Source organism: Paenibacillus sp. LS-5 (genome assembly GCF_056121505.1).
Genome location: NZ_JBWAVA010000007.1, coordinates 21,178 through 45,786 on the forward strand (window position 1 = coordinate 21,178; position 24,609 = coordinate 45,786).

Here is a 24,609-nt window from a genome sequence, read left to right on the forward strand (position 1 = left end):
TAATGCAGAGCGGAGACGGTCCTGGACCCAGGGCCGTGCTGCTGCATGATGGAAGGGAGATACTCATGGTAAAACAATTGCTGCGGCTGATGACCGAGCTATCCTCGCACAGATGGCTTTCCCGGTTAATGGGGGCTTTTTCCCATAGCAGACTCAGCCGTTTTTTGATCCCGGTATTTATTCGGACTTATCATATTCCCGCTTCTGAAGCAGAGAAGCCTTTCGGGGAATACCTTACGCTTAATGAATTTTTCAGCCGTCATCTCAAATCCGGCATGCGACCGATCGCCGTCGGTGAAAATGCTGTGGCCAGCCCCGTAGATGCGCTGATTACCGCCATGGGCGAGATTCATTCCGGAACCATAATGAATGTAAAAGGCCAGGATTATGAGCTGGAGGAGCTTTTGAATCACTCCCCTCACCTGGAGCTGTACAAAAAAGGCTTTTTCTTCGTGCTGTACTTAAGTCCCACGGATTATCACCGGATTCACGCCCCCCTTACCGGGCGCAAGGTCGAGAGTGAACATATCCGCGGGAGGGCATATCCTGTCAATGATTTCGGCATGAGGCATATGAAGGGTGTGCTGAGCCGCAATGAGCGGCTGATTACTTATATCGCCGGAGTAAGCGGTGAAGCTGCCGTGGTGAAGGTCGGCGCGATGAATGTCAGCAGTATCCATTATGCGGATGAAGAGACCGATGCCTGGCAGATCGGTGATGATCTAGCCTATTTCGAATTCGGCTCGACCGTGGTGCTGCTCCTTGAGAACGGCAGCTTCACCCCCCGTTCCGGGCTTGTCAGCGGGACCAAGGTGAAGATGGGCGAACTGCTGGGTGAACTGCAGCGTCCTAACTAATATGTCTGGTACCAATTAAAGCCCCGTACAAAGGCACATACGTGCTGCCTTGGACGGGGCTTTGATTGGTTTATTATGTATCTCGTCTTTCTCCCGGCAATCAGGATATTTTACATTTTACCGCACAAATGTGTTGGCTACCCGCTCCGACTTTCGGAAATAGGATGTCCAAATAATGCAGGTGAAGACCCCTCGGACAAGATCACGGACGTTTTCGCCTTGGCCCATTTCTCTTGCTAGCGGTATATTCAGCAGAAAAATATAATCAATAATCCCTATCAGCAGGCTACTGAAGTAGAACAGAATGATCATCCGGGGCAATAGTGCTTTTTTCTGATAAAACAACACCAGTGTAAAGACGCAGAGCAGCAGCAACAGCACATTCGCAGCTGCTTCAAAAATAATCACCGGAGCCCATAGCCGGTGGTATAACTCTCCCTGTTTAGAGGTAAGCGTGTCCCAGTAATCCGGTTGAAAGCTTGGCAAGTTGTAATTCAAAATCTGTAACCCCAACATAACCAGCGTTGCGATCAAGCCGATCTGCACAACCACCAGCCAGCCTCCAAGCCCTGAAGGGCCAAGTGGAGCATATACTTTCATTTCGTGTTGCACTTCATTTTCCAATTCATTCTTCCTCCTTATAATTGCGGCCAAATAGCCGTGACTTCTAATCATGCTAATTGTTCGTTGAGAGCTCTTGTGAGTGCCTGATATGAGGAGTTGGGCAGCAGATTTTGCGGAGTAACCTTAAATTCATAAACTTTCATCTACATACTCCCTTTTCTATATTTCCTCCTATAAATACATTTCTCCCCCAAATTTTCACTTTGAAAGAATAATCTAATAAAGGAATCACTACAACCGCTTATTTTGTATTATTATGTAATCTATTGTCGAACTTGCAAGTAATATGATAGTTAGCACTTTAGACTCACGCCTTTAGTTGTAGAAGTTTGTAGTTATCCAGAACTTTATACCTATTTTATTGCATTAATAAAATAATACGGTCACACAATCATCAAAAAACCCTGCAGAGCTACTCTGCAGAGCTGATATTTTTACAGTATGGGTTACACAAAATAATAACAGGCGGGCTATTCCGTCACCTTGCTCTGATTCGCTACCTCGCGGGCCTTCTGTTGTACTTCCTCTGGCTCCCCCAGATAAAAGCGGCTGATCGGCTTCACATCATCATCCAGCTTGTAGACCAGAGGGACTCCGGTCGGCACATTGAGATCCAGCAGCGCCTTCTCGTCAATGTCCTCCATGAATTTGATCAAAGCCCGCAGCGTATTGCCATGCGCCGAGATCAGTACCCGCTCCTTCTTGCGGATCAGCGGCACAATGCGTTTGCCCCAGAAATCGCCGACGCGGTGCACCGTATCCTCCAGACTCTCCCCGCGTGGAATATCTCCGGGACGAACCTCCTTGTAACGGATATCGTTCCGCGCATACCGTGGATCATCCGGCTCCAGCATCGGAGGACGGACCGACAGGCTGCGCCGCCAGATATGCAGCTGCTCTTCGCCGTATTTTACCGCAGTCTCACTTTTGCTCAGTCCTTGCAGCGCACCGTAATGCCGCTCATTCAGCTTCCAGGACTTCTGCACAGGAATCCACAGGAGATCCATCTCATCCAGCACGTAATTTAGCGTCTTGATCGAACGTTTCAGCACAGAAGCAAAGGCCAGATCGAAAGTGTAGCCCGCCTCCTTCAGCAGCTTCCCGGCAGCTTTGGCTTCTTCTACTCCCTTTTCCGTCAGATCCGGGTCGCTCCAGCCTGTGAACAGATTCTGGCGGTTATACTCGCTCTCGCCATGGCGTATCAACACGATTTCGTACATTTTCTCTCTCCTCCGGCCTGTGTAGTTTCTTATCGTTCTATCCTTACCCATCATAGGCCTGCTGACCGGGTTGTTCAAGACTAACACTCCTTATCCTTATCCCCCCGCCCAGGCGCTCTCATACACGGATGAATTCTGCTCCTAAAATCAAAAAAGACCGGATGCCTAACCCGGCCTCGGTCCCTTCGTTGATCTGGATAAGCTATCTTTTCAGGACCCATCCGTCCTTTTAGTTAGTCAAAACCAATGATCCGTAGTCACCACGCTGCTATTCTTCCATCGTCTCCAGCGGTTGCGGGCAATCCTGCTTCCCCCGCCTTTGCAGTCGTTATTGCAAATCCGTCGTCTCATGGTCATCCGTCGTTCTCCCCTTCCAAGCTGCAGTGCACATCATATGTAACCAGGTTGCAAGGTATTTACCCCAGCTTGAAAAAGCTGAAACAAACGGAGGATTAGCGGATCTCGGAAGGACTTTTACCGGTATGCTGCTTGAACTGGCGGCTGAAAAAGAAAATATCACGGTACCCCAGGGCATCCGCCACCTCGGTTACATTCATTCCGGCATACAGCAGAAGATGCTGTGCCCGCTCAATCCGGGTGCGGATCACATAGGACTGGACAGAAGAGCCCGTAATCTCCTTGAATTTGATCGAAAAATAACGCGGAGACAGCCCGGCGCGCGCCGCCAAATCCTCCACCCGGTGCACTGCTCCGGGATGCTGGCTGACATAGTTGGCGACCTCATGAATAACCTCCGCCAATTGGTTGCTCACATGACGTTCCACCGGCATCACCTGATCCTCACGGAGCAGATGGATCATCAGCTGCTTCAGGATCAGCTGCCCTTCCTCCTCAGCCGCAAAGGTCTTGACGAGAAAGAGGCGGACATACCGCGCCAGCAAGTGCTCGAATTCCACTGTCTCGGTCAGTTCCCGGTACGGCTCGGGAATATCGGTCACATCCTCAGTCACATCAAAATGAATATATGTAAGCACAAGCGGCTTCTGCGGATTATGGCTCGCACTGGTATGATCTCCCGGACGGAACAGGAAGCAGCTTCCCTTACCCACCTGATAGGGAATTCCTCTGCGCACAACCGTGCCTTCCCCGCTCCAGACATAGAACAAATCATAATTTTGCAGCGGCTTCTCTCTTTTTTGCCATTTCCAGCCCGGTTCACAGACAATCTTCGCCAGAGCCGGCAGGATTACAAAAGAGGACGGCGATGCATGCAGCATAATATTCCCTCCTAAAAGTTTTGCGGAATTCTACTTCCTTGAAATTGCTATGCAGCAAAACTCGCTTAGGAAGCATAATCTAAAGTTTTGCGGAATTCTACACACCGTTCCATAATCTCATCATACCTTGTCAGATCCGATTTTGCACATCCGCCCACGCCAACAGCAGGCGGTTGACTCCGTCTAACAATTGTTCGCCATTCAAATGGGCAAAAGAAAAACAAGCCGCCGGTGCACCCGCTGCGGCCTGGTACAACGCCGCGTCCCTGAAGTCCGTCCCGTGCCTTAGCGCCGCCGCCCGGAAGGCGGCGAATTCCGCACTGCTGCGCCGCCAGCGCGCGTAGATATGCAGCCCCGCATCGCCGGGCAGCGGCTCAAACAGCAGACCGAGCCGCTCAGACAGCAGCGAGCGGAGAAGCCGGGCACGCTCACCATAGAGGCGCGTCATCCGCCGCAGATGACGGCTGTAGCCGCCGGTCTGCATGAAGCGCGCCAAGGCCCGCTGCTCCAATAGGCCTCCCGGAAGCGGCTCATACAGCGACTTGGCGGCGGTCACCGGCTGGATCAGCAAGGGCGGGAGCACGGCATAACCCAGCCGCAGGCCAGAGAACATGCTGTTCGAGAACGAACCCATGTAGACGACACGCTCTTCGCGGTCGAGTGCTTTCAGCGGTTCGATGGGCCGCCCGCCCCAGCGGAATTCACTGTCGTAATCGTCCTCCACAATCAGGGCATCCTGCCGCCGCGCCCATTCCAGCAGCCGGCGCCGCCGGTCAAGCGGCAGAACAGCGCCGGTGGGGAACTGGCGGCTTGGGGTAACGAACAGTAGCCGGGCCGCCCAATCCTGCGGCACCAGCCCGCTTCCGTCCACCTCGCCCAGCAGCAGCTTCCCGCCGGTGATCTCCACCGCCCTGCGGATGCCGTGAAATCCAGGGTCCTCGGCAACGGCAGGGCTACCCGGCTCCAGCAAGAGCTGTGTCAGTAGGACGATGCCCTGCATCGAGCCGTTGAACAACACAATTTGCTCCGCTTCTGCCCGGATGCCCCGTGTCACCCGGAGATGGGCGGCAATCGACCGCCGCAGGCTTTCTTCACCCTGGGGAGGGCAATAGCCTTCCAGCCGCCCACCGCTTTTGCCGCCGGCATATTTCAGTGCACTTCGCCACTCTTCATAAGGGAAATGCTCCATCAGCATCCCGCGGCTGCGAAAGCTGACGAAATCTGCTTCCTCCTTCTCATATATGAGAACATTCCGCTCCATAAGACGTTGTCCCCAGCGGGAGAGCGGGATCCCGCTTCCACCACAAGGTACTCCGACATCTGTTTCTGGACCTATATCTATACCTGCACTGGCACCTGCATCCGCACGCGCATCCGTTTCCGAACCCGAACCTGCACTCACACTCTCATCCATTCGCGTACCCACACCCGCACCCACATCCGCATCCCCTGAGTACTCTGCCCTGGCATCTCCCGCCACGACATCACCATCAATCTCCTGATCCGCCTTCTTGCGTTCCCCCTCCAAGGGATAAAAGCTGTCATCCGCCACATAAGTGCCCCGGCCAGTCTCTGTCCGGATGTAGCCGTCTGCCAGCAGCATGTCGTATACCTGAGATGCCGAGCCGCGTGAGATCAGGTACAGCTCTGCCAGCTTCCGGGTAGACGGCAGACGGGTTCCACCCGGCAGAGTCCCGCCAAGAATAGCCGCCCGGAGCGCGTGGTATAGAGCCAGATATTTGTAGCGGTGCACCGTCAGGTACTGGTCGTAAGGTAGCGTAAAATTCATATTCCCACCCTCTCCACGTCAAAGTGGACTAATAAAATTAATGTAAACCGGTCCTTTTTTATTGTCAATTCTTCTTTTATTCTTAGAAGACCCTATTGACCCGGAACATAAGGTTCCACCACTAATGAGAGAAGGATGTGCCGTTATGCGCAGAAAAGAATTTCAAGTAGAGCAGGAAGAGGAGCTGGCCGGGTTTCTACACGGAATGAGCTTTGGTTTTCTCGGGACCAGTGATGAGAAAGGGCTGCCGCGTGTAACACCGCTCAACTTTGTATATATGGAAGGAAATTTCTATTTTCACGGCAGCCACGCGGGAGGCAAAATGAAGAGCATCCGCCACAATCAGCAGGTATGCTTCACGGTTGCCGACGAATACGCCATCATTCCTTCCTATTTCAGCGATCCCGAGCTTGCCTGCCCTGCCACCGCCTATTTCAAAAGCGTAACCGCTTATGGACCAGCGGAGCTTGTTGAAGACCTCACCGAAAAAGCAGCCGTACTTGCTCTTTTTATGCACAAGCTCCAGCCGGAAGGAGGCTATGCCCCGATAGATGCCGAAGATCCCAGATACCACTCAGCACTGAAGGGTGTCGCCGTTGTGCGGATCGTTCCCGATGAAATAACCGCCAAGTTCAAATTCGGCCAGAATCTGAAGGCGGATGCACGGAATGCCGTTACTCAGGGACTTCAGGAGAGAAACGGGGAACGTGATGCGGAGACGATTGCCATGATGGAAAAATACTGCCCCTACCATTCCTGAGTGGTAAAATATAACTATATCTCTATAGATACCACATTAATATCAAGTTAGATTGGCGGGATAGAATTTGGAGGATCTGTACCACTACTATGATCAATCTACAGGGCCGTTCCGGAATTTATCCGATCTGGCGCCGGAGGAAGCGGAGCATGTTCTTGCGGGCATACGTCAGGAGGGCAAAGGTTTTGCCAGTAAGCGTTCAGCGGATTATCTCGATATCCGGCGCAGCCTGGAGCACAAGGCCCGGGAAGCTTTTATCGAAATATAAGGATTAATAGGTTTCACGGTATCAATCATCCTTATATTTCTCGCTGAAACGGATATCGTCCTTTATACGAAGACGTAGCCGTTTCTACTTGCCAAAGGAGGCCGTCCCGTCCGCCAGCAGCCCCACTATATGACGCTAGGAAGCTGTCCATGGCTGCTGGAATGGTATCCCAGGGGAGCTGAGCTCCGGATTCCTATGGATCTCTTTTCTCCAAGCTGCATCAGCTTCACGTATGGTGACTTGTTCCCCACAATGAGAGTTCAGGACGGCAAGCCTTACCGGGGTCAGGTGTATCTGCTTGCAGAGATCCGGGAGATCATTTCGCAATTCGGCTGGCCTCAGGAATGGAATGCAAGGGGGACCTGCGGGCCGGAGCGCTATATCGAGGTTCAGGTCTGGGAGGATCCACCACAAATATTTTAAAAGTAATGGAAATTGCCTCTTTCAGCAGTGACGGCGGGGAATCACGGTGATATAATGTTAGGCAATGTTAACGTATATCCCAGAAGAATACCCGGAAGGATGAAACCGATGAATCCACTGGCTGGACAATTGAATGACAGCATCAAGGCAGGCAATGAATATGTATACGATATGCTCTCCAATCTTGGCAAAGCGCTGTATTATCCCAAAGAGGGAATTCTGAGCCAATCCGCTGAAGCGGCCGCTCATGCGAAGAAATACAATGCAACTATCGGTATTGCCACTGAAAAGGGTGTACCTATGCACCTTGGCGTTATTCAGGATAAGCTCTCCGCTTACAGCCCCAAGGACTTGTATGGTTATGCTCCGCCAGCAGGCAAACCTGAGCTGCGCACCGTGTGGCGTGAGAAAATGCTTCGCGAGACGCCGTCGCTTGAAGGCAAATCCTTCGGCAACCCTATCGTTACCAATGCCCTGACTCACGGGCTCAGCATCGTTGCCGACCTGTTCGCAGATCAAGGTGATGCTGTCATCTATCCGGACAAAAACTGGGAGAACTACGAGCTGACCTTCGGTGTGCGCCGTCTCACAGATTCCGTCAACTATCCGCTTTTCACTGAAGATATGAACTTCAACAGCGAGGGACTACTGGATGCACTGCTAGCCCAGAAGGACCGCGGCAAAGCTATTGTGCTGCTTAACTTTCCGAATAACCCTACAGGCTATACTCCGGGCATCAAGGAAGGTGAAGCGATTGTGGCTTCCATTCTGCGTGCGGCAGAAGAGGGCATCAATGTCGTAGTGGTCAGCGACGACGCCTATTTTGGGCTCTTTTTTGAAGATTCACTGAAGGAATCCCTCTTTGGCCGTCTGGCCAATCTGCATCCGCGTGTACTAGCCGTGAAGATTGACGGTGCGACCAAAGAAGAGTTTGTCTGGGGCTTCCGCGTCGGCTTTATCACCTATGCTTCAGACAGCAAGGAAGTACTCTCTGCCCTGGAACAGAAGACGATGGGAATTATCCGTGCCACCATTTCCAGCGGACCGCATCCTTCGCAGACCTTTGTCCTAGATGCACTCAAGTCGCCAGAGTTCGCCGAGCAGAAGGAAGAGAAATTCCAGATCATGAAGGGCCGTGCCAACAAAGTGAAGGCACTGATGGACGGCGGCAAATACGGCAATGAGGTCTGGAGCTATTATCCTTTCAACTCCGGATACTTCATGTGCCTGAAGCTGCACACTGTTCACGCCGACGATCTGCGCCAGCACCTGATCCATAACTACGGTCTGGGCACGATTGCCCTAGGGGAGACTGATCTGCGCGTAGCCTTCTCCTGTATTGAGGAAGATCAGCTCGAAGATCTGTTCGATATGGTCTATGCTGGAATACAGGACCTGGAAAAAGCCTGATCTCGCAAGCCTTGTTCATAGAATTCAGCTTCGGCCATGCCGGGGCTGTATTTTTTTTGCAGGCCGTTATGGCATTGGCCTATACACGTTGTTCTCTCCGCACATACAATACGGTGTACTCAAGTACAACAACTCACACGCGAAAGGGGAATGAACATGAGCGAAGAAGTTAGAGGCGGATATGGATACCCTGGATTTACAAGCACTGGTGCAATTCTGGTTCTCTTTATCCTGCTGGTCATCATCAGCCGTTCACTCTTTGTCTAACCGGGAATAACCATCCCGGGAGGGGGCCCCGGCTCTCTCCCGTCCTACCCGCGTTGTACGCCATTCCCTGCCACTTGCGGAAGTAAAGATGGGATTCCCCATTCCAGATGTTCCCTGGATAACCTTACCTATCATGAACTCAAAAAACGCCTTGACGGGAGCCAATGCTCCAGCCAAGGCGTTTTTTTCAGATACTGATAAGACTGTGAGATCCCTAAGAGCTGAGGATTTGAAAGCATAGAGAAGACCCTGAAGTTCCTTAGGAACTGATGTGAGTGTAGAACTAAATGGGCCTTTATCCACTTAGAATAATGGATTTCTTATCAAATCCCCAAGTTAACTCCCTCTAGATATCGTCGTCCTCCTGCGCAGCTTTGCGGGAAGCACGGGTCCTGAAGAGATACGCCAGCAGCCCGCCGGCAAGAAAGGTGCCGATTACAGGCAGTGGGCGCCCGGCTACCGCGATCAGGAAAGGTAGACCGGTCAATACCGCCAACAGTAAATGTGCGCGGAAGATGAACTGAATCGTACTGCTTGCCTTGCTGCCCTCCGGCAGAGGATAGACAGTCAGCCAGAACGACTCGCTGTGCAGCTTGCGCAGTGCCGACAACTGCACGCCCATAATGAACAGGAAAAACAGATAAATACCGCTGCCCACATAGCTGTTCCGGTTCCACCAGACCAGCAGCAGCGACAGAACAGCGATCCGCAGCACAATGCCGAAGATGTCACCCCGGGCAAAGCTTTTGGTGAGGAGATAACGGTAGGCGGTAGGGCGCCGCCACGGAATGCCCCGGCCCCATTGGGACAGGTAACGGCGGGCATAGACCCGCTGCTCCCGTCCGGGTACATCCACGAACCAGCCTAGAATCATTAGCGCTATCGCTCCCTGATTGCGTTCGGTGGCAATGAGACGTTCCCAGGGAACAGCGTGCCGTCCGGGAACCGCAAGCGCAGCCAGATAGGCTGCTGCCAGAATCACAATGAAGATTATTGCGCGCAGAGAGGGCTGCCACAGCCATGCGGCAATCATCAATCCCGAGACTGCCCAGCGTAGCAGGTTGTAACCCAGAGCAGCCGGACGGGACAGCATAGTAAGCTCCCGCCACAAGCCAAAGCTTGCCAGCAGCTTCACCAGGATCAGTACAACAAGTGTGGCCAGCAGCATTTGATGAGATTCATCCGTGCGTATGTAGAGGGGCCACAGGGTAATCAGCACAAAAGCCAGCCGCAGAATCTTCCAGACATTCCCGGCAACCCAGGCCGGAGCAAAATATTCCTTCATCCGGTGTCCCTGCGGCAATAGAAAGATGGTATCAGGACTCTGCAGATATGTCCTGAAGCTGCTGTGTGCAGCAGCAGGCAGGAGGAGAACCAGCATAATCCAGCGGATCGGAATACCCGCCGGAACATCGCGGAGCAGTGAAGTGTACCAGGCTGAGAAGATGATTAAGACCAGCAGGAACATCATGGCTACGCCGCTCTGAATGATATAACCCATATAGGGGATCAGGCTTCCGGTGAACCTGCCGCGCCGCTGCCGGCGCAGCTCCTTCAAATCCATATCATTTCCCCCCTTGAACCAGTTCGTAGAACAGCTGCTCCAGATTCAATCCCTGCAGCCCGGCAGCCGCGGTCATTTCTGCCAGCGTACCTTCCGCGATCACCTTGCCGCGGTGCAGGACAATGAAGCGGTCGCAGTAATTCTCGATGGTGGAGAGGATATGGGAGCTTAGCAGAATCGAAGCCCCGGATTTCTTCAGATCCAGCATGAAATCGAGCAGGGAACGGATGCCCAGCGGGTCCAGCCCCAGAAACGGCTCATCGATTACATACAGCGCCGGACGCGCCACAAAAGCACACATGATCATAACCTTTTGCTTCATGCCCTTGGATAAATGCGAGGACAGTGTATCCATCTTGTCCTCCATATTAAAAAGTGCGGCCAGTTGGCTGCTGCGGAATTCATAATCACTGCGCTCCACACCATATGCCCTGGCGGTAAATTCCACATGCTCACGGACTGTCATTTCCTCATAGAGCAGGGGCGACTCCGGTACAAAAGACAGCGCACCATGATAGGCCTCAGGGTCGCTGATCCGGGTCTTTCCCTGGACGGTAATCTCACCTTTATGCGGTGACATCAAGCCCAGAATGTGCTTCATTGTTGTACTTTTGCCTGCACCGTTCAATCCAATCAGCCCGACCATTTCTCCAGGCTGCACCTGAAGGCCGATATCGTGCAGCACCGGCTTGTTCAGGCTGTAACCTCCGCTTAAGCCCGTAATTTGCAGTACGGGGGCAGTATTCATTGACCGTCACCTCTCGGGGTTTTGTCTTTCAGCCATTTGGGCGCTCCCTTGTTCTTGCGGTTCTTCTCGCGCTCCGCACTGCTGCGCGCCTTGCTCGCAGGAGCGCTGCCTCCGGCTCCTGCGCCGGAGCCCGGGCTGCGGCGCTGCTGATCGCGCCGCGCACTAAGACCCGCAGCTGCTGTACCCGGCTGCGGAACAGCGCCCCCGGCCGCGGAGGCTGGGCCTCCCGCTGCCGAAGTCCGCACCTGCGGCTTGCTGCTGCGCGCCGCAGATCCGTCCGCGCGCGGGCTGCCGCCATCGCGGCGTCCGGAATCCATCCCGCCGCGGTACTCGCTGCGGGCCTCATCGGCGGCGCGTACCTTGCCGCCTACCATTTCCTTCTCCTCCAGCTGGATGTCCAGCTCCTTGGCGAACTTGCGCATGATGAACGTCTGCTGCTCCGTGACGATCGTTACAGACAGGCCGCGGCGTCCCATGCGGCCCGTGCGCCCGGCCCGGTGCACATAGTGCTCCGAGTCGAAAGCCGGATCGAAGCTGACGACCAGCGTCAGATTCTCGATATCCAGACCCCGGGCAGCTACGTCGCTGGCCACCAGCACACGGAATTTGCCGTCACGGAAGCGGGCAAGCACATTGCTGCGCGTCACCTTATCCGCGTCGCCGTAGAGTGCGGCTGCCGTCAGCCCCAGATGGTTAAGCTTCGCAGTCACCTCAGCGATATCGTCGGTGGCATTGACGAAGACAATCGCCCGATCCGGATTGTAATGACGGATCACACGGCGCAGCATATCTATCTTATTGCGCTCCTCGCTCACCACATAGTGATGCTCCAGACTCTGGGCAGTCATGACACCCGGCTCAATACCGACTTCCGCGGGATTCTTCATCTCCCGTGCTGCAAGCGCCTTCGTCTCCGGACCGATCGTCGCCGACAGCATAACCATTTGACGCGTGCGCAGCGCACTGCTGACGATCTTCGCCACCTCACCTGCACCGCTGAGCTGGAACATCTGATCCGCTTCATCGATGACAATCGTAGTCACCTCATGCATCTTCAGCTTACGGAGCCCGATCAGCTCCCGGATACGGCCGGGCGTACCCACAACCAGGTGGGGATGCTCGCGCAACTTATCGATCTGGCGCTTAATCGCTGCGCCTCCGATCAGCCCCATCACCCTAATGCCGCGGTGGGCTCCATACCGCTCCGCCTCGCGGAGGATCTGCATCGCCAGCTCCTGGGTAGGCGCCAGCACCAGCTTCTGTAGTGATTTTTGCTCAGGATGAATCCCCTGGAGCAGCGGCAGCAGGTAAGCCAGCGTCTTACCGGTCCCGGTCTGGGATGCGGCAAGCACGTCTCTTCCCGCCAGCAGCAGCGGAATCGTCTGCTCCTGAACAGGGGATGGATCTTGAATGCCGAATTCCGACAATCGGGCAATGAGGTCTTCCTGAATCCCGATGGCCGCAAAAGAAGCTTTATTCATATTAGTAATTCATCCTTTTCGTGTGAGATAATATGTTCATTATATGCCAAAAAAGCCTCTCCACCAAATGGAAGGCCTTTTGATCCATTCTAAGCCATTATTATTTCCGGTTCATCATATTATAGGTAAGTTTGTCCGCAAGACGGGGAAATAGACCATACAAGCGGATACCCCATGCCGCAAAGCCGGGAAGATCAATCTCTTCCTTCCCCTTCTCGATCAGCTTCACGATCTTCTTGGCCACATGCTCGGGTGTCATCATGATCCGGGCTACACTTTTCTCGTAGCTGCCGGAAGGATCAGCAGTTCGGAAGAATTCCGTGGCAATCGGCCCCGGATTAACCGCCGAGACGGTAATCCCCTGAGTGCGCAGCTCCTGGCGTAGTGCGTTAGTGAAGCCCAGCACGGCGTGTTTGGTTGCGCTATAAGCAACGGAACGTGCTGTGCCGATTTTGCCGGCCATGGATGCTACATTGACAATCTGACCGCTTCCCCGTTCCAGCATATGCGGGACTACAGCCTTGGTACACCGTACGATGCCCATGTAATTCACATCCATCATGTCATCGAATTCATGGGACTCCATCTCCGTAAACCCAGCGAATTTGCCATATCCGGCATTATTCAACAGAACATCAATTCTTCCATGGGCGCTAAGGATGTCCGCAAAGGTCTTATGGACCTCGGCCTCATCGGTAACATCACAAATATACAGGCCAAAAACGCCCGGTATACCGGCCGCTGTTTCTTTCAGCTTGTCTTCGGATCGGGCCAGCAGGATAGGCACAGCCCCACGCTTGCTGAGCATCTGGGCCGTAAGCGCTCCAATCCCGCTCGAAGCTCCTGTTATCACAACCACTTTATCTTGTAGTTCCATGAATAAAGTCTCAGCTCCAATTGTCCGACTAAGAGATCATTACCTGAATATCAAGCTCACCAATGCCTTCCATCAAAAGCGGGATGCTCAGCGCTTTGCGCGGCATTACCGACATCCCCGCTGTCTTCATCAGCTTCGGAGGAGTAATATCGACGCTTACCCCCTGATTCGATAAAATGGTGCTGGCATTACCGCTGATCATGTTGCCCAGCTCCGAAATTGCACTCTGTCCCATCTCGTCCATCTCAGTAATCACATAACCGCCCATCATAGCTGATACGATCTTGAGCGCTACCTTTTCAGCGATTCCGAAAATAATATTCCCGCTCAATTGGCCTGTCATTCCGACCTGTATCCATATATGATTATCAATCAGCTCAATGTCTTTTATCCCCAGATTACCGGTGGATGGCGAGACCTGTATCACCTGTTCAATTACAATTCTTGCAGATTCTAAAAACGGATTAATTACTTCTGCTCTCATGAAAGTGCTGTCTCCCCTCTACCAGGCTTTAGTCATGTACCAAAAGTCCTAAGTAATATTGATTATTATACTTCATATATCGGTATTATTCACCAAAAATTAATGGTCTTGTCGAAGGAATTAATATGATAGTTTTGTGGGCAACATTGCCCTGCCGGAGGTTATCTCCTATAATTTAATCAAATGCCGACATCCAGCGTAAGATAGATACTAATAAGGCAGCATCGTCCATAGCACAAAAAGGGCTTGTGGCGGTAACTACTCCAGTCTTAAGCAGGACCCCCTATAACCATCCGTGCCCACATCGTGGAGCGTTATTTCACGGCTTATCCTGAACACTTTACGGACACGTGAGCATATTCATAACCCTACTTAACAAAAGGACTCCCAAGTCCTGTGAAGGCATTATTTTAACATCCTACAATTAAAAGGCGGCATCCGTCATCAGGCCAAAAGGGGGTACGTCCATGAATATCAGCCAGCTAGAGACGCTGATTACCATCTCCAAAACCATGAGCTTCCGCAAGGCGGGTGAACTGCTCAACCTGACCCAGCCGGCGGTATCAGCGCAGATCAAAAGCCTTGAGGAAGAGTTCAAAACCCAGCTCGTAGACCGGAACCAGCCGGTAACTTTAACAGACAGGGGACAGGTATTTCTGTCGCATGCGGAACAGATCGTAAGCATCGTCGAAGAGCTTAAGCAGCGTCTTGCGGATTTGGACGAGAATCCCCAGGGGCATATTATACTCGGTACGACTACCTCGATCGCCATTCAGATTCTGCCACGCATCCTTTCCTATTTTCAAGACCAGTTCCCGCATATCAAGACTTCCATTTCGTCCATGTCCTCATCCCAAATTTATCAGCATGTGGAGAACGGCCTGGTCGATGTCGGTATTGGATACTTGATCGGCCGGAGTCCGGGAATGACTACCTCTGTACTCTACTATGACACCTTTGAATTAGTGGTTTCTCCACGCCACCCTCTTGCACAGGTCAAAACGGCCGGAATCGAAGCGCTGCGCAACACCCCGCTCATTCTACTCTCGCCGGACACGGTCGGCCGGAGATTTGCTGATGATGTATTCGCCAGGCATGGCATCCAGCCTCAAGTTATTATGGAGCTGACCAGCAGTGAGGAAGTCAAACGGATGGTGGAGCTGGATCTTGGCGCGGCCGTGATATCGAAACAGTCGGTATCCGCCGAGGTGCGCAGCGGCACCCTTAAGATCGTTCCGATTATTGAGCTTGAGGTCACACATCCTGTTGGGGTCATTACCAAATCAGGCAAATACGTCAACTCTGCCATGAGGCAGTTTCTGAGCGATCTCAAAGGGATGCCGGAAGCTCAATTCATCGGCTCAGAGTGAGCCCCGCCAAGTGAATGGTGTCCCGAACACTATGCGGGGGCAATGAACACCCGATAATATCCCCCCACGAAGTGAAGACTACAATAGACAACCATTCTAAAGCTTAACTTCTGTTCATTTTGGCCTAAGGAGATGTTCTATCTATGAAGTTCGACCTGCATACCCATCATTTCCGCTGCGGCCACGCGGACGGAACGATCAGGGATTATATTGAAGCCGGAATTGCTGCGGGGCTTGAAGTCATCGGCATTTCCGATCATACCCCTTACTTCGGCAGTCCGTCGGAGCAGGCTTTTCCCCATATTGCCATGGCCAAATCCGAGCTCGCCCAGTATGTAGAAGAAGTATTGGCTCTGCAGCAAGAATACGCAGGCACCATTGACGTTCTGCTCGGCATCGAATCGGACTATTTCCCCGAACATGCGGAGCTGTACCGTCGTACCTTGTCGGCTTATCCGTTTGATTACATCATCGGCTCGGTACATAGTGTGGGCGGTGTGAGCATTTTCAATAAAGGCCGCTGGAAAGGGCTCAGCCAGAAAGGGAAGATTGCCAGCAAGGCTGAGTACTACCGGCTGATTACCGCATCTGCACGCAGTGGCATGTTCCAGATTCTCGGTCACATTGATGCCATGAAGGGCAATTTCCCGCAATTCTCAGATATCCCCGCTACAGCAGAGATTGATGATTGTCTGCGCGTGATCGGGGAATGCGGCATCGCTATCGAAATCAATACCTCAGGAGGCACCAAGCTATGCGGCGGATGGTATCCTTCCGATGACATTCTGGCTCGGGCGCTGCATTACGGAGTGGATGTAACCTTTGGCTCCGATGCGCATAAGCCTTCCCGTGTCGCCGATCAACATGAAGCTGTGGTGGCCAGGCTTAAGGAGATCGGGTTCGATCATTGGGTATACTACAAGCAGATGACAAAAATCTCAGTGCCACTCTAGTACAAAAAATGCACCAAGCCTGAACGGTGATGGACGATTGCTGTCCTTCCGTGAGCGGCTGTGGTGCATTTTGTTATGTTGTCAGATTCTCGCAGGTAAAGCCCTGCTGCTTCAGCGTATACTGCGCATCCCCATACTGGGGATTAAGGGTATAAAAGTGGGCAATCGTGCTGCTCCAATCCCTCTCCGTCAACCCCTGTGCCTTCAGGAACATTCGGTGGGCCAGATTATATTCTTCAATCCAACCCTTTGCATCCGGATTGTACTGTTCCTCGTGCAGTACGGCTTCCATGGGAAGTCTTGGCTTCTGCGGCAGCTCCTCGGCAGGGTAGCCGACACACAGCCCGACAACCGGGAATACATATTCCGGTAATTGCAGAAGCTCGATCACCTCCGCTGTATGACGGCGGACTCCGCCTATCGGGATGATGCCCAGACCGAGCGACTCCGCTGCAGCAATAGCATTGGATAAGGCAATCCCCACATCCGTAGCGCCGACAAGCAGCGCATCCACATCCTTGGCGGCCTCAAAAGGTTGTCCTTCCAGTTCACTTGCCACCTTGGCCCGGTAGAAATCCATACAAAACACTAAAAATACCGGAGCTTCCGCCACATGCTTCTGATTCCCGCTGAGCACTGCAAGCTGCTTGCGGCGCTCTTCACTCCGCACAGCAATGATAGATACCTGTTGACCGTGAACCCAAGACGGAGCTGCCTGAGCGGCTTCGATAATGGTCTTTAGCTTCTCCGGCTCCACAGGCTGCTGATGATACTGCCGGAAGGAGCGGTGATTCATTAATGTTCGGATCACTTCGTTCAATGGATACTAACCTCCTGGTCTATTAATGGATTATTAAGACCATCATATCCTAATTGACCTGGAAGCCGCCAGTCTTGGCCAAGCTGCCCTCTATTCTTCAAAATGCTTCAAAGGAGGATCGCCGCACAAAAAAAAATGGACCCGAATCATCGGGTCCGAGCAGCAGTTATATTTTCAAAAGGGGGTCATGTACTTAGTTTAACCGGACACTGTTAGAGTTTCATAACGGCATTATTTCATTTGTGTAACAATGTGAATACTTTCATTACATCCCCGGAACTGCCTGGCATAGGGAGGATTCGTTCCAGGGTCAACCCGTTTTTGATCATGACCCGCTCCGATCTGTAGTTGTCACCACGGCAGCGTCCTTCGATCTTCAAAACCCCCAGCTCCTGAACAGCGTAATCCAGCAGCAGTCCGACGGCTTCTGTGGCCATTCCCTGCCCCCACCATAACGGATTCAGCATATATCCTAGTAGAGCCTTGTTCTCATGGCGGTTCCAGTTCTGCAGGGATACTGTTCCAATCAGCTCCTGGCGTCCTCTGACATAAATCCCGGCATGAAGCGCGCAAGGATCGAAGGCATACAGCATCCGGGTCACGAGCTTCTCCAAATAGGTGTGCGATGAATTGTCAGCCTGACGCAGCAGAATATGCGGATTCACCTCCGGATGTTTGAGCAGCGCACTGAGCACCCCGGCATCCGTGGATGGCATTGTTCTTATTTCAACCTTTTCGCCTTGCCGTCCCATGGATAATACCGTATCGAAAGTGCTCATTAGGCTCCTCCTTTTCATAGGTACGTGTGATGGAATCCCAGCCTTTCCCTCTGCCCCGTTCCCAGCCAACAGCGTGATCTTTGTACTACGTCCGCCGCAGGGTGAAAATAGTCAGCTCAGGCCTGCACATGAATCGGAATGGCATGTAGGTTTCGCCGAACCCCCTGTTTACATACACTGGCATTTGCTTCTGCTCCGTATAATAAAGGCCGCTTATGTACTTATTTGATCCATAAGGTGTGTAAGCCGCACCCAATAAGGGCAGGCGGATCTGCCCGCCATGACTGTGACCGGACAATTGGAGATGGAAGGGATAAGCTTCAGCCGTATCTGCATAGTCCGGCTCATGCATCATGAGCAGTGTGAACATCTCCTCAGGGACACCCTTCAGCGCCGCCTGAGGATCAGGTTTGCCGTGCAGCATGTCATCAAGTCCGGTAATCGCAATGGTTGCGCCGCCCCGCTTCACCAGATAAGACTGATTCCGCAGCACCCGGAACCCGGCGTTATTCAGGAGATGGGTAAGCAGTTCTGTGTTCTTATAATCATGGTTGCCCAGGATTGCATATTTACCGAGCGGTGCACTCAGCTCTGTGAGAATCGGTACAGACTTCTCCAGATCTTCCGCATAGCTGTCCACGATATCTCCGGTGAAGCAGATGATGTCTGGCTGGGCCTCCTGGATATGTCCGGCCAGGCGCTTAAGATCATGCGCATCCTTGTTGAATCCTAAATGCACATCACTGAAATGAACCAGCCGCGTTCCGGCAAAAGCGGATGGAAGATTCCTGAAAGACAATTCCAGCCGTGTAATGTCAAGCCAGTTAGGCTCCCCCTGCCAGGCATAGCCGCTGGTCAGCAGACCTGCACCGAATACAGTAGCCGCTCCCCGGGCCAGGAACTGGCGGCGGGTAAGGGTACGGCCACCGCCTGTATGCGGGGGCGGAGTACTATGCGGGGGGCCGCCTTCTACACCAGCTGCCGTGAGGCCCGGAGAAGCCCCAGACGATCTATTATTCATAGGGAGGTTCTCCTTTCTTGCAGGGTTGTCGAAGAATGAACGCTAAGGGGCAGGGTTGGATGAAGGAGAGGAGTTCTCTGCCTCATCTTCTTGAATCTCCTCTTTTGCTTCGTCTACTTTTTCTTCAACCTCTGTTTCGATATTCACATCAATCGCAGCCTCTATTTCCTCTTCCGAGCCGGGGCCCAGAATTTTGCGGAACAACCCCAGCATGGATAGCGCGTAAGCTACGGTGATGAAGCTGAAGCTGATCTGCATGACAACCACAAGACGTGAGGTATTGTCCACCGGAGCCACATCTCCGTATCCGACCGTAGTGAAGGTGGCTACACTGAAATAGAGGAAGGTAATCAGTTGGCTGAGCAAATCTTTGCCCAGCCCATTGCCATCAAAGGAGGACTGTCCGAACAGCTTATATATGGATGTATATACGATAGTGAAAAAAATAATGCAGGTGAAGGCTGCAATGCTAATTCGTACGAGCGTCTGCTGCAGTCTGACCTCTCTGCTGTTTGATTCCTTAATTTCATGAAAAATAAACAGCACATAGAAGATCATAGAAGCCAGGGCGAAAATGAGAATAAGCGCACGCATTCCTCGGTCCCCAGGCAAAATGGAGCGAAGATCTATCCAGTTCAGAAGATCCTGAACCGAGATTAGCGTATAGATCAGAATAGGGATCAAGAGCACTCCTTTTCCCATCCTATTCAGCATCATCCGGTATACCCACCATGAGATCATCACCATTACAGCTATATTGAGAGTCCACATCCACCAAGCCATGGGCATACCACTCCTATTCTCCGTCCCTGCCACAAACGCGGCTATTCCGGCCGGCTGGCTACGGTAATCTGGCAGTCTTCTTCGGGCGTGCTGCTGAAGGCAAGGGCGATACCTTTGTCCTTCACATCCTTTTTGGAGACCCGGCGCAGCTTGAAACTCACATGGACGTTCTCTGTGAATGGAAAAGGATCAAGCAACAGTGTAGTCTTGTCCTGCCACTTCGCCGTAATCAGCCTTCCGGACGTAAAGCTGAAATCCTCACTTCCCGAGAATCCGTCACGGAACCAGGGATGCTCTTCCGATTTCGGGCTCCCCGGCTCACTAAGACCCAGATAAAGAGAGAGGTCATCGCAGAACTGCAGCAATCTCGTATCATAATACAATTCGCCTTCTGCGAGTGGTTTACTGCTCTCCATGAGACGGTGGATACGTGCCCGGCGTTCCTCCTCGTGCTTCAGGTAGGCGGTAAGCTCAGGACTGTCCTCACCCGACACCTCGATCAGCCGCTCATAGTGCGAGCTGCACAGCAAAGCACCATAGGGAGTATGCGCCTCAATCTCATCCAGTCCCCGTCTGTAGAAGGTTAGCTTCGGCACTAGCGGAAAATCGATAAAGGTATACGGCGCACCCTCCGTATCATTCCAAAAAGGGGTGTGATCAAGATCGATCCAGCCCCGGTCATGATTGCTGACTGCCCATAACACCTCCGCACGGCGCCCTTCCGCCGGAACATGCTGTTCCTTGAACCATTCTGCAAATTTACCGGCCAGCAGACCGTGCTCCTGCTGCTTCAGCATTACCAAATCCCCGTCCTGTTCACGACAAATCACTGTCATACCTCCCTGGTTTATCCACTGTCTGAATGTTGTATCGACTATGGAGATTATAACATATCCACCTATATTTATTGGAATCCGAAGCCTGATGCCATTCTGTATCCATCGATTCATTCCTGTAGGACTGTGTAAAGATGTACCCGTTTTGCGGCCGGAAAGAAACAATTAAATCCTTCCAAAAACAAAACACAGCACATCTCCAATCACCGGAGAAGTGCTGTGTCTTTAGCTTTTTAGAGCTTAGTATGAAGCATGAAGGGCTCCCAGATCTTACACACCCAACCAGCGTTTGAACATATGCTTGGTGGTCTGCTTGTTGATCTCGGCAATCGAGGTGGTAAGCGGAATGCCTTTCGGACAGGCCCGCACGCAGTTCTGCGAGTTCCCGCAACCGTCGATGCCGCCGTCTTCCATCAGGGCATCCAGACGTTCATCGGCATTCATCTCGCCTGTAGGGTGGGCGTTGAACAGACGGACCTGAGAAATGGCAGCCGGACCGATGAAATTGGTCTTCTCATTAACATTCGGACAAGCTTCCAGACAGACGCCGCAGGTCATGCACTTGGACAGCTCATAAGCCCACTGGCGTTTCTTCTCCGGCATGCGCGGTCCCGGACCCAGGTCATAGGTTCCATCGATAGGAATCCATGCCTTGACCCGTTTAAGCGCGTTAAACATCCGGCTGCGGTCGATCACCAGATCGCGTACTACAGGGAACGTCTTCATCGGCTCGATGCGCACGGGCTGTTCCAGATTATCTATAAGCGCTGCGCAAGCCTGGCGCGGCTTGCCGTTGATCACCATCGAGCAGGCGCCGCATACTTCTTCCAGGCAGTTGGATTCCCAGCAGACCGGAACTGTGTTGTCGCCTTTGGCATTGACCGGGTTGCGCTGAATTTCCATCAGCGCGCTGATCACATTCATCCCCGGACGGTATGCCAGCTCGAACTCTTCCGTATACGGTGCCGTTTCCGGTTCGTCCTGGCGGGTAATGATAAACTTTACGTTTTTGGGAGCTGCAGCAGTTTCCGCCATATCTGTTACCTCCTAAAAGTATTGTGGTGCATTACTTCCCTGAAATTTTAGAAAATGCTACGGCCTGGGTAGCATCAGAGCGTTCAATAAATCTGTATCCTGCTGACCCTAATCAGTCCTTCGAGTAATCGCGTACCCGCGGAGGAATCAGTGACACATCCACTGCTTCGTAAGAGATTTGCGGACCTTCCGCAGTCCAGCTGGCTTTGGTAGTCTTCAGGAACTCCTCATCGTTGCGGTCCGGGAATTCCGGCTTATAGTGCGCACCGCGGCTCTCATTGCGGAGCAGCGCTCCGAGGGTCATGGCCTCCGACAGCTCCAGCATGTTCCAGAGCTGGCGGGTGAAGGCAACACCCTGGTTGTTCCAGCGGGACGTATCGTTCATGTTGATGTTACGGTAACGTTCCTTCAGCTCTTTGATTTTGCCGATGGTGGCTGTAAGTTTGGTGTTCTCGCGCACGACCGTCATATTGGCGGTCATCCACTCACCCAGCTCTTTGTGGATGACATAGGCATTCTCTGTGCCGGACATCGCAAGCAGAGACTCATATTTATTCGTCTGCGTCTTATGGAAGCTGTCAAATACAGTAGAGGAAATATCCTGCACCGATTTCTTGAGCCCTTTAATATATTCCACAGCCTTCGGTCCCGAGACCATGCCGCCATAAATCGCAGATACAAGCGAGTTCGCGCCGAGCCGGTTCGCACCGTGGTATTGGTATTCGCATTCCCCTGCCGCAAACAGACCGGGAATATTGGTCATTTGGTTATAGTCGACCCACATGCCGCCCATGGAGTAATGCACAGCCGGGAAGATTTTCATTGGGATTTTGCGGGGGTCATCACCCATGAATTTCTCATAGATTTCGATAATACCGCCCAGCTTCACATCCAGTTCCTTCGGGTCTTTGTGGGAGAGATCCAGATACACCATGTTCTCGCCGTTAATTCCCAGCCCCTGGTCCACACATACATTAAAAATCTCCCGGGTAGCAATATCGCGCGGCACCAGGTTCCCGTAAGAAGGATATTTCTCCTCCAGGAAGTACCACGGCTTGCCGTCCTTGTAGGTCCAGATGCGTCCGCCCTCTCCGCGCGCCGATTCTGACATCAGCCGCAGCTTGTCGTCCCCGGGAATGGCGGTCGGATGGATCTGAATGAATTCGCCGTTGGCGTAATGCACACCCTGCTGGTATACAGCACTGGCTGCTGTTCCTGTATTGATCACGGAGTTCGTCGTTTTGCCGAAAATAATCCCCGGACCGCCGCTCGCCAGAATGACCGCGTCTGCCGGGAAGGTATGAATCTCCATGGTCTTGAGATTCTGGGCACTGATGCCGCGGCATACGCGCTCATCGTCCAGGATCACCGAGAGGAATTCCCAGTTCTCACTTTTGGTAACCATGCCTTCGGCTTCCCAGCGGCGAACCTGCTCATCCAGTGCATACAGCAGTTGCTGGCCGGTCGTCGCACCTGCAAAAGCTGTCCGGTGCCGCTTCGTACCGCCGAACCGGCGGAAGTCAAGCAGACCCTCCGGCGTGCGGTTGAACATCACACCCATCCGGTCCATCAGATGGATGATACCCGGCGCCGCTTCGCACATAGCCTTGACAGGAGGCTGGTTGGCGAGAAAATCGCCGCCGTATACGGTGTCATCGAAATGCTCCCAAGGCGAGTCACCCTCGCCTTTGGTATTCACCGCACCGTTAATGCCGCCTTGCGCACAGACCGAATGCGATCTTTTGACAGGAACAAGGGAGAATAAATGCACATGCGCGCCGGATTCCGCCGCCTTGATGGTAGCCATCAGGCCGGCAAGCCCTCCGCCCACGATAATGATATCGGCTGATGCCATGATTGTTCCCTCCTAATTGTTATGCAGAATTTCCACTTGTATATTGAATCCTAAAGTTCGTCCGTAGCTGGACGCGGTTTCTACATTTCTTAGATCAGACTGCGCAGCGACTGTACCGCCGAAGCCGTAGCCTGGAATTCATCATCCCGGAAAGTGACCAGGGAGTACAGGAACATGAAGCTGACAATCACGAAAAGACCAAGACAGATAACAGAGGATACTCTTTGGGAACGCGGACCCACGGTAACCCCCCAGCTGATCAGGAACGACCAAAGACCGTTCGAGAAGTGGAAGCAGGCTGCCAGGATACCGATGATATATACGGCAAGCAGCAGCGGCTGGGTAACGATATTATGCATGACACCGCCAAGCTCTTCGTGCTCCACTTTGCCGACTGCCACCTGAAACCGTGTTTCGTACAGATGCCAGACAATGAAGATGAAGGTAATCACTCCGGTGATCCGCTGCAGGGTATACCGCCAGTTCCGTTCAAGGTTGAAGCGGTTCAGGTTTGGCTTGGACTGATAAGCAATATACAGTCCGTAGACCCCGTGGTACAGCAGCGGCAGCCATATGCCGAACAATTCCAGGAAGAAGACGAGCGGCAGGCTGTTCAGCCACAACACGCTGTCTGTGAAACCGGAAGCGCCTCCCTCAACTGCTGAGAAATTCGTCAGCATGTGCTCCAGGAAAAAGAACCCGAGCGGGATAACGCCAAGCAAGGAATGAATCTTTCTGGAATAAAATCCTCTCATGCAAAGTGTCCCCTTTCCGATATAAAACAGCGTTTTCATTAATGAGCATACACCGCCGGGAGTACAGTTGAAACAGGGGGCCAGGGGCTTCGGGAGCCCGCAAAATGTCTATTTTCACCGCTATTCATTGTTTTCCCGGACATTGCTGCATCTTTCACAATATGTGAATATCTTGTGTCAACTTTCATGTTACTCCTTTTTCTCTTATAAGGGAATTGCAATCTAATTATTAAACGTTATACAATAAACGCATAAGAATAGATTTAATGTGATAATAATTCTCATTTAGAGTGTAATAATTTCCGGAAAATCCTTGATATCCGTTGCTGGCACTGGTTACTTCCTTATAACGGATATGTCATTTATCACTTTCCATATAGATTTCTAGGAGG

The 24,609-nt window shown here is 52.5% G+C and carries 25 protein-coding genes; 8 read left to right on the forward strand and 17 right to left on the reverse strand.

The annotated features are described in order from the left end of the window. Positions 1 to 65 precede the first annotated feature (65 nt). Positions 66 to 857 carry an archaetidylserine decarboxylase gene (gene asd, locus AC0MA3_RS12645; RefSeq protein ID WP_474656473.1) on the forward strand — a complete coding sequence of 264 codons (792 nt, stop codon included), beginning with the start codon at positions 66 to 68 and terminating at the stop codon, positions 855 to 857. A gap of 117 nt (positions 858 to 974) precedes the next feature. Here the strand turns inward: asd and AC0MA3_RS12650 are convergent, their stop codons facing one another. From AC0MA3_RS12650 to AC0MA3_RS12665, 4 genes are all read right to left on the reverse strand, one after another. Next, a complete protein-coding gene (locus tag AC0MA3_RS12650) occupies positions 975 to 1,481 on the reverse strand; it encodes a DUF2569 domain-containing protein (protein WP_474656474.1) in 507 nt (168 codons plus the stop codon). 470 nt (positions 1,482 to 1,951) lie between these two features. Further along, a complete protein-coding gene (gene gpmA / locus AC0MA3_RS12655; RefSeq protein WP_379159264.1) occupies positions 1,952 to 2,701 on the reverse strand; it encodes a 2,3-diphosphoglycerate-dependent phosphoglycerate mutase in 750 nt (249 codons plus the stop codon). Positions 2,702 to 3,153: 452 nt separating this feature from the next. After that, positions 3,154 to 3,939: a helix-turn-helix domain-containing protein gene (locus AC0MA3_RS12660; RefSeq protein ID WP_379159261.1), complete on the reverse strand. Its 786-nt coding sequence runs from the start codon at positions 3,937 to 3,939 to the stop codon at positions 3,154 to 3,156. 130 nt (positions 3,940 to 4,069) lie between these two features. Further along, a complete protein-coding gene (locus AC0MA3_RS12665; RefSeq protein ID WP_474656475.1) occupies positions 4,070 to 5,728 on the reverse strand; it encodes an aminotransferase-like domain-containing protein in 1,659 nt (552 codons plus the stop codon). Between the two features lie 145 nt (positions 5,729 to 5,873). Between AC0MA3_RS12665 and AC0MA3_RS12670 the strand changes: the two genes are divergently transcribed. From AC0MA3_RS12670 to AC0MA3_RS12690, 5 genes are all read left to right on the forward strand, one after another. After that, positions 5,874 to 6,488, forward strand: a complete 615-nt coding sequence (locus tag AC0MA3_RS12670) for a pyridoxamine 5'-phosphate oxidase family protein (RefSeq protein ID WP_474656476.1) — start codon at positions 5,874 to 5,876, stop codon at positions 6,486 to 6,488. A gap of 67 nt (positions 6,489 to 6,555) precedes the next feature. Then, complete coding sequence (locus AC0MA3_RS12675) at positions 6,556 to 6,756, forward strand: hypothetical protein (RefSeq protein WP_474656477.1); 201 nt, start codon at positions 6,556 to 6,558, stop codon at positions 6,754 to 6,756. 129 nt (positions 6,757 to 6,885) lie between these two features. Then, positions 6,886 to 7,179 (forward strand): hypothetical protein, encoded by a 294-nt coding sequence (locus tag AC0MA3_RS12680; protein WP_474656478.1) that lies wholly within the window; start codon positions 6,886 to 6,888, stop codon positions 7,177 to 7,179. A gap of 108 nt (positions 7,180 to 7,287) precedes the next feature. After that, on the forward strand, positions 7,288 to 8,589 hold the full coding sequence (locus AC0MA3_RS12685; RefSeq protein WP_474656479.1) for an aminotransferase class I/II-fold pyridoxal phosphate-dependent enzyme: 1,302 nt from the start codon (positions 7,288 to 7,290) through the stop codon (positions 8,587 to 8,589). Between the two features lie 156 nt (positions 8,590 to 8,745). Beyond that, a complete protein-coding gene (locus tag AC0MA3_RS12690; protein ID WP_020429695.1) occupies positions 8,746 to 8,856 on the forward strand; it encodes a hypothetical protein in 111 nt (36 codons plus the stop codon). A gap of 346 nt (positions 8,857 to 9,202) precedes the next feature. Here AC0MA3_RS12690 and AC0MA3_RS12695 read toward each other — a convergent pair whose 3' ends face one another. From AC0MA3_RS12695 to AC0MA3_RS12715, 5 genes are all read right to left on the reverse strand, one after another. After that, positions 9,203 to 10,420 carry an ABC transporter permease gene (locus tag AC0MA3_RS12695; RefSeq protein ID WP_474656480.1) on the reverse strand — a complete coding sequence of 406 codons (1,218 nt, stop codon included), beginning with the start codon at positions 10,418 to 10,420 and terminating at the stop codon, positions 9,203 to 9,205. 1 nt (position 10,421) lies between these two features. Next, entirely contained in the window at positions 10,422 to 11,168 is a 747-nt protein-coding gene (locus AC0MA3_RS12700) for an ABC transporter ATP-binding protein (RefSeq protein WP_474656481.1), read from the reverse strand. After that, complete coding sequence (locus tag AC0MA3_RS12705; RefSeq protein ID WP_474656482.1) at positions 11,165 to 12,649, reverse strand: DEAD/DEAH box helicase; 1,485 nt, start codon at positions 12,647 to 12,649, stop codon at positions 11,165 to 11,167. Before AC0MA3_RS12705 ends, AC0MA3_RS12700 begins: the two co-directional genes overlap by 4 nt. A 100-nt stretch (positions 12,650 to 12,749) precedes the next feature. Then, entirely contained in the window at positions 12,750 to 13,526 is a 777-nt protein-coding gene (locus tag AC0MA3_RS12710; RefSeq protein WP_474656483.1) for an SDR family NAD(P)-dependent oxidoreductase, read from the reverse strand. A 28-nt stretch (positions 13,527 to 13,554) separates the two neighbouring features. Continuing rightward, on the reverse strand, positions 13,555 to 14,010 hold the full coding sequence (locus AC0MA3_RS12715; protein WP_379159234.1) for a chemotaxis protein CheX: 456 nt from the start codon (positions 14,008 to 14,010) through the stop codon (positions 13,555 to 13,557). Between the two features lie 467 nt (positions 14,011 to 14,477). Between AC0MA3_RS12715 and AC0MA3_RS12720 the strand changes: the two genes are divergently transcribed. Next, complete coding sequence (locus tag AC0MA3_RS12720) at positions 14,478 to 15,380, forward strand: LysR family transcriptional regulator (protein ID WP_379159231.1); 903 nt, start codon at positions 14,478 to 14,480, stop codon at positions 15,378 to 15,380. 143 nt (positions 15,381 to 15,523) lie between these two features. After that, a complete protein-coding gene (locus AC0MA3_RS12725) occupies positions 15,524 to 16,333 on the forward strand; it encodes a histidinol-phosphatase (RefSeq protein WP_474656484.1) in 810 nt (269 codons plus the stop codon). A gap of 73 nt (positions 16,334 to 16,406) precedes the next feature. Here AC0MA3_RS12725 and AC0MA3_RS12730 read toward each other — a convergent pair whose 3' ends face one another. The 8 genes from AC0MA3_RS12730 to AC0MA3_RS12765 form a co-directional block, all read right to left on the reverse strand. Next, complete coding sequence (locus tag AC0MA3_RS12730) at positions 16,407 to 17,144, reverse strand: NADPH-dependent oxidoreductase (RefSeq protein WP_474656594.1); 738 nt, start codon at positions 17,142 to 17,144, stop codon at positions 16,407 to 16,409. A gap of 245 nt (positions 17,145 to 17,389) precedes the next feature. Next, entirely contained in the window at positions 17,390 to 17,932 is a 543-nt protein-coding gene (locus AC0MA3_RS12735; RefSeq protein ID WP_474656485.1) for a GNAT family N-acetyltransferase, read from the reverse strand. Between the two features lie 85 nt (positions 17,933 to 18,017). Then, on the reverse strand, positions 18,018 to 18,953 hold the full coding sequence (locus tag AC0MA3_RS12740) for a metallophosphoesterase (protein WP_474656486.1): 936 nt from the start codon (positions 18,951 to 18,953) through the stop codon (positions 18,018 to 18,020). 42 nt (positions 18,954 to 18,995) lie between these two features. After that, a complete protein-coding gene (locus AC0MA3_RS12745) occupies positions 18,996 to 19,736 on the reverse strand; it encodes an ion channel (protein WP_474656487.1) in 741 nt (246 codons plus the stop codon). A gap of 41 nt (positions 19,737 to 19,777) precedes the next feature. Beyond that, entirely contained in the window at positions 19,778 to 20,566 is a 789-nt protein-coding gene (locus AC0MA3_RS12750) for a DUF3891 family protein (RefSeq protein WP_474656488.1), read from the reverse strand. A 276-nt stretch (positions 20,567 to 20,842) separates the two neighbouring features. Further along, the gene (gene sdhB / locus AC0MA3_RS12755) at positions 20,843 to 21,607 is read right to left on the reverse strand and encodes a succinate dehydrogenase iron-sulfur subunit (RefSeq protein WP_379159213.1); all 765 of its coding nucleotides are present in this window, start codon (positions 21,605 to 21,607) and stop codon (positions 20,843 to 20,845) included. A 112-nt stretch (positions 21,608 to 21,719) separates the two neighbouring features. After that, a complete protein-coding gene (gene sdhA, locus AC0MA3_RS12760) occupies positions 21,720 to 23,462 on the reverse strand; it encodes a succinate dehydrogenase flavoprotein subunit (RefSeq protein WP_379159210.1) in 1,743 nt (580 codons plus the stop codon). Between the two features lie 89 nt (positions 23,463 to 23,551). After that, the gene (locus tag AC0MA3_RS12765; protein ID WP_474656489.1) at positions 23,552 to 24,217 is read right to left on the reverse strand and encodes a succinate dehydrogenase cytochrome b558 subunit; all 666 of its coding nucleotides are present in this window, start codon (positions 24,215 to 24,217) and stop codon (positions 23,552 to 23,554) included. Between the last annotated feature and the right edge of the window lie 392 nt (positions 24,218 to 24,609).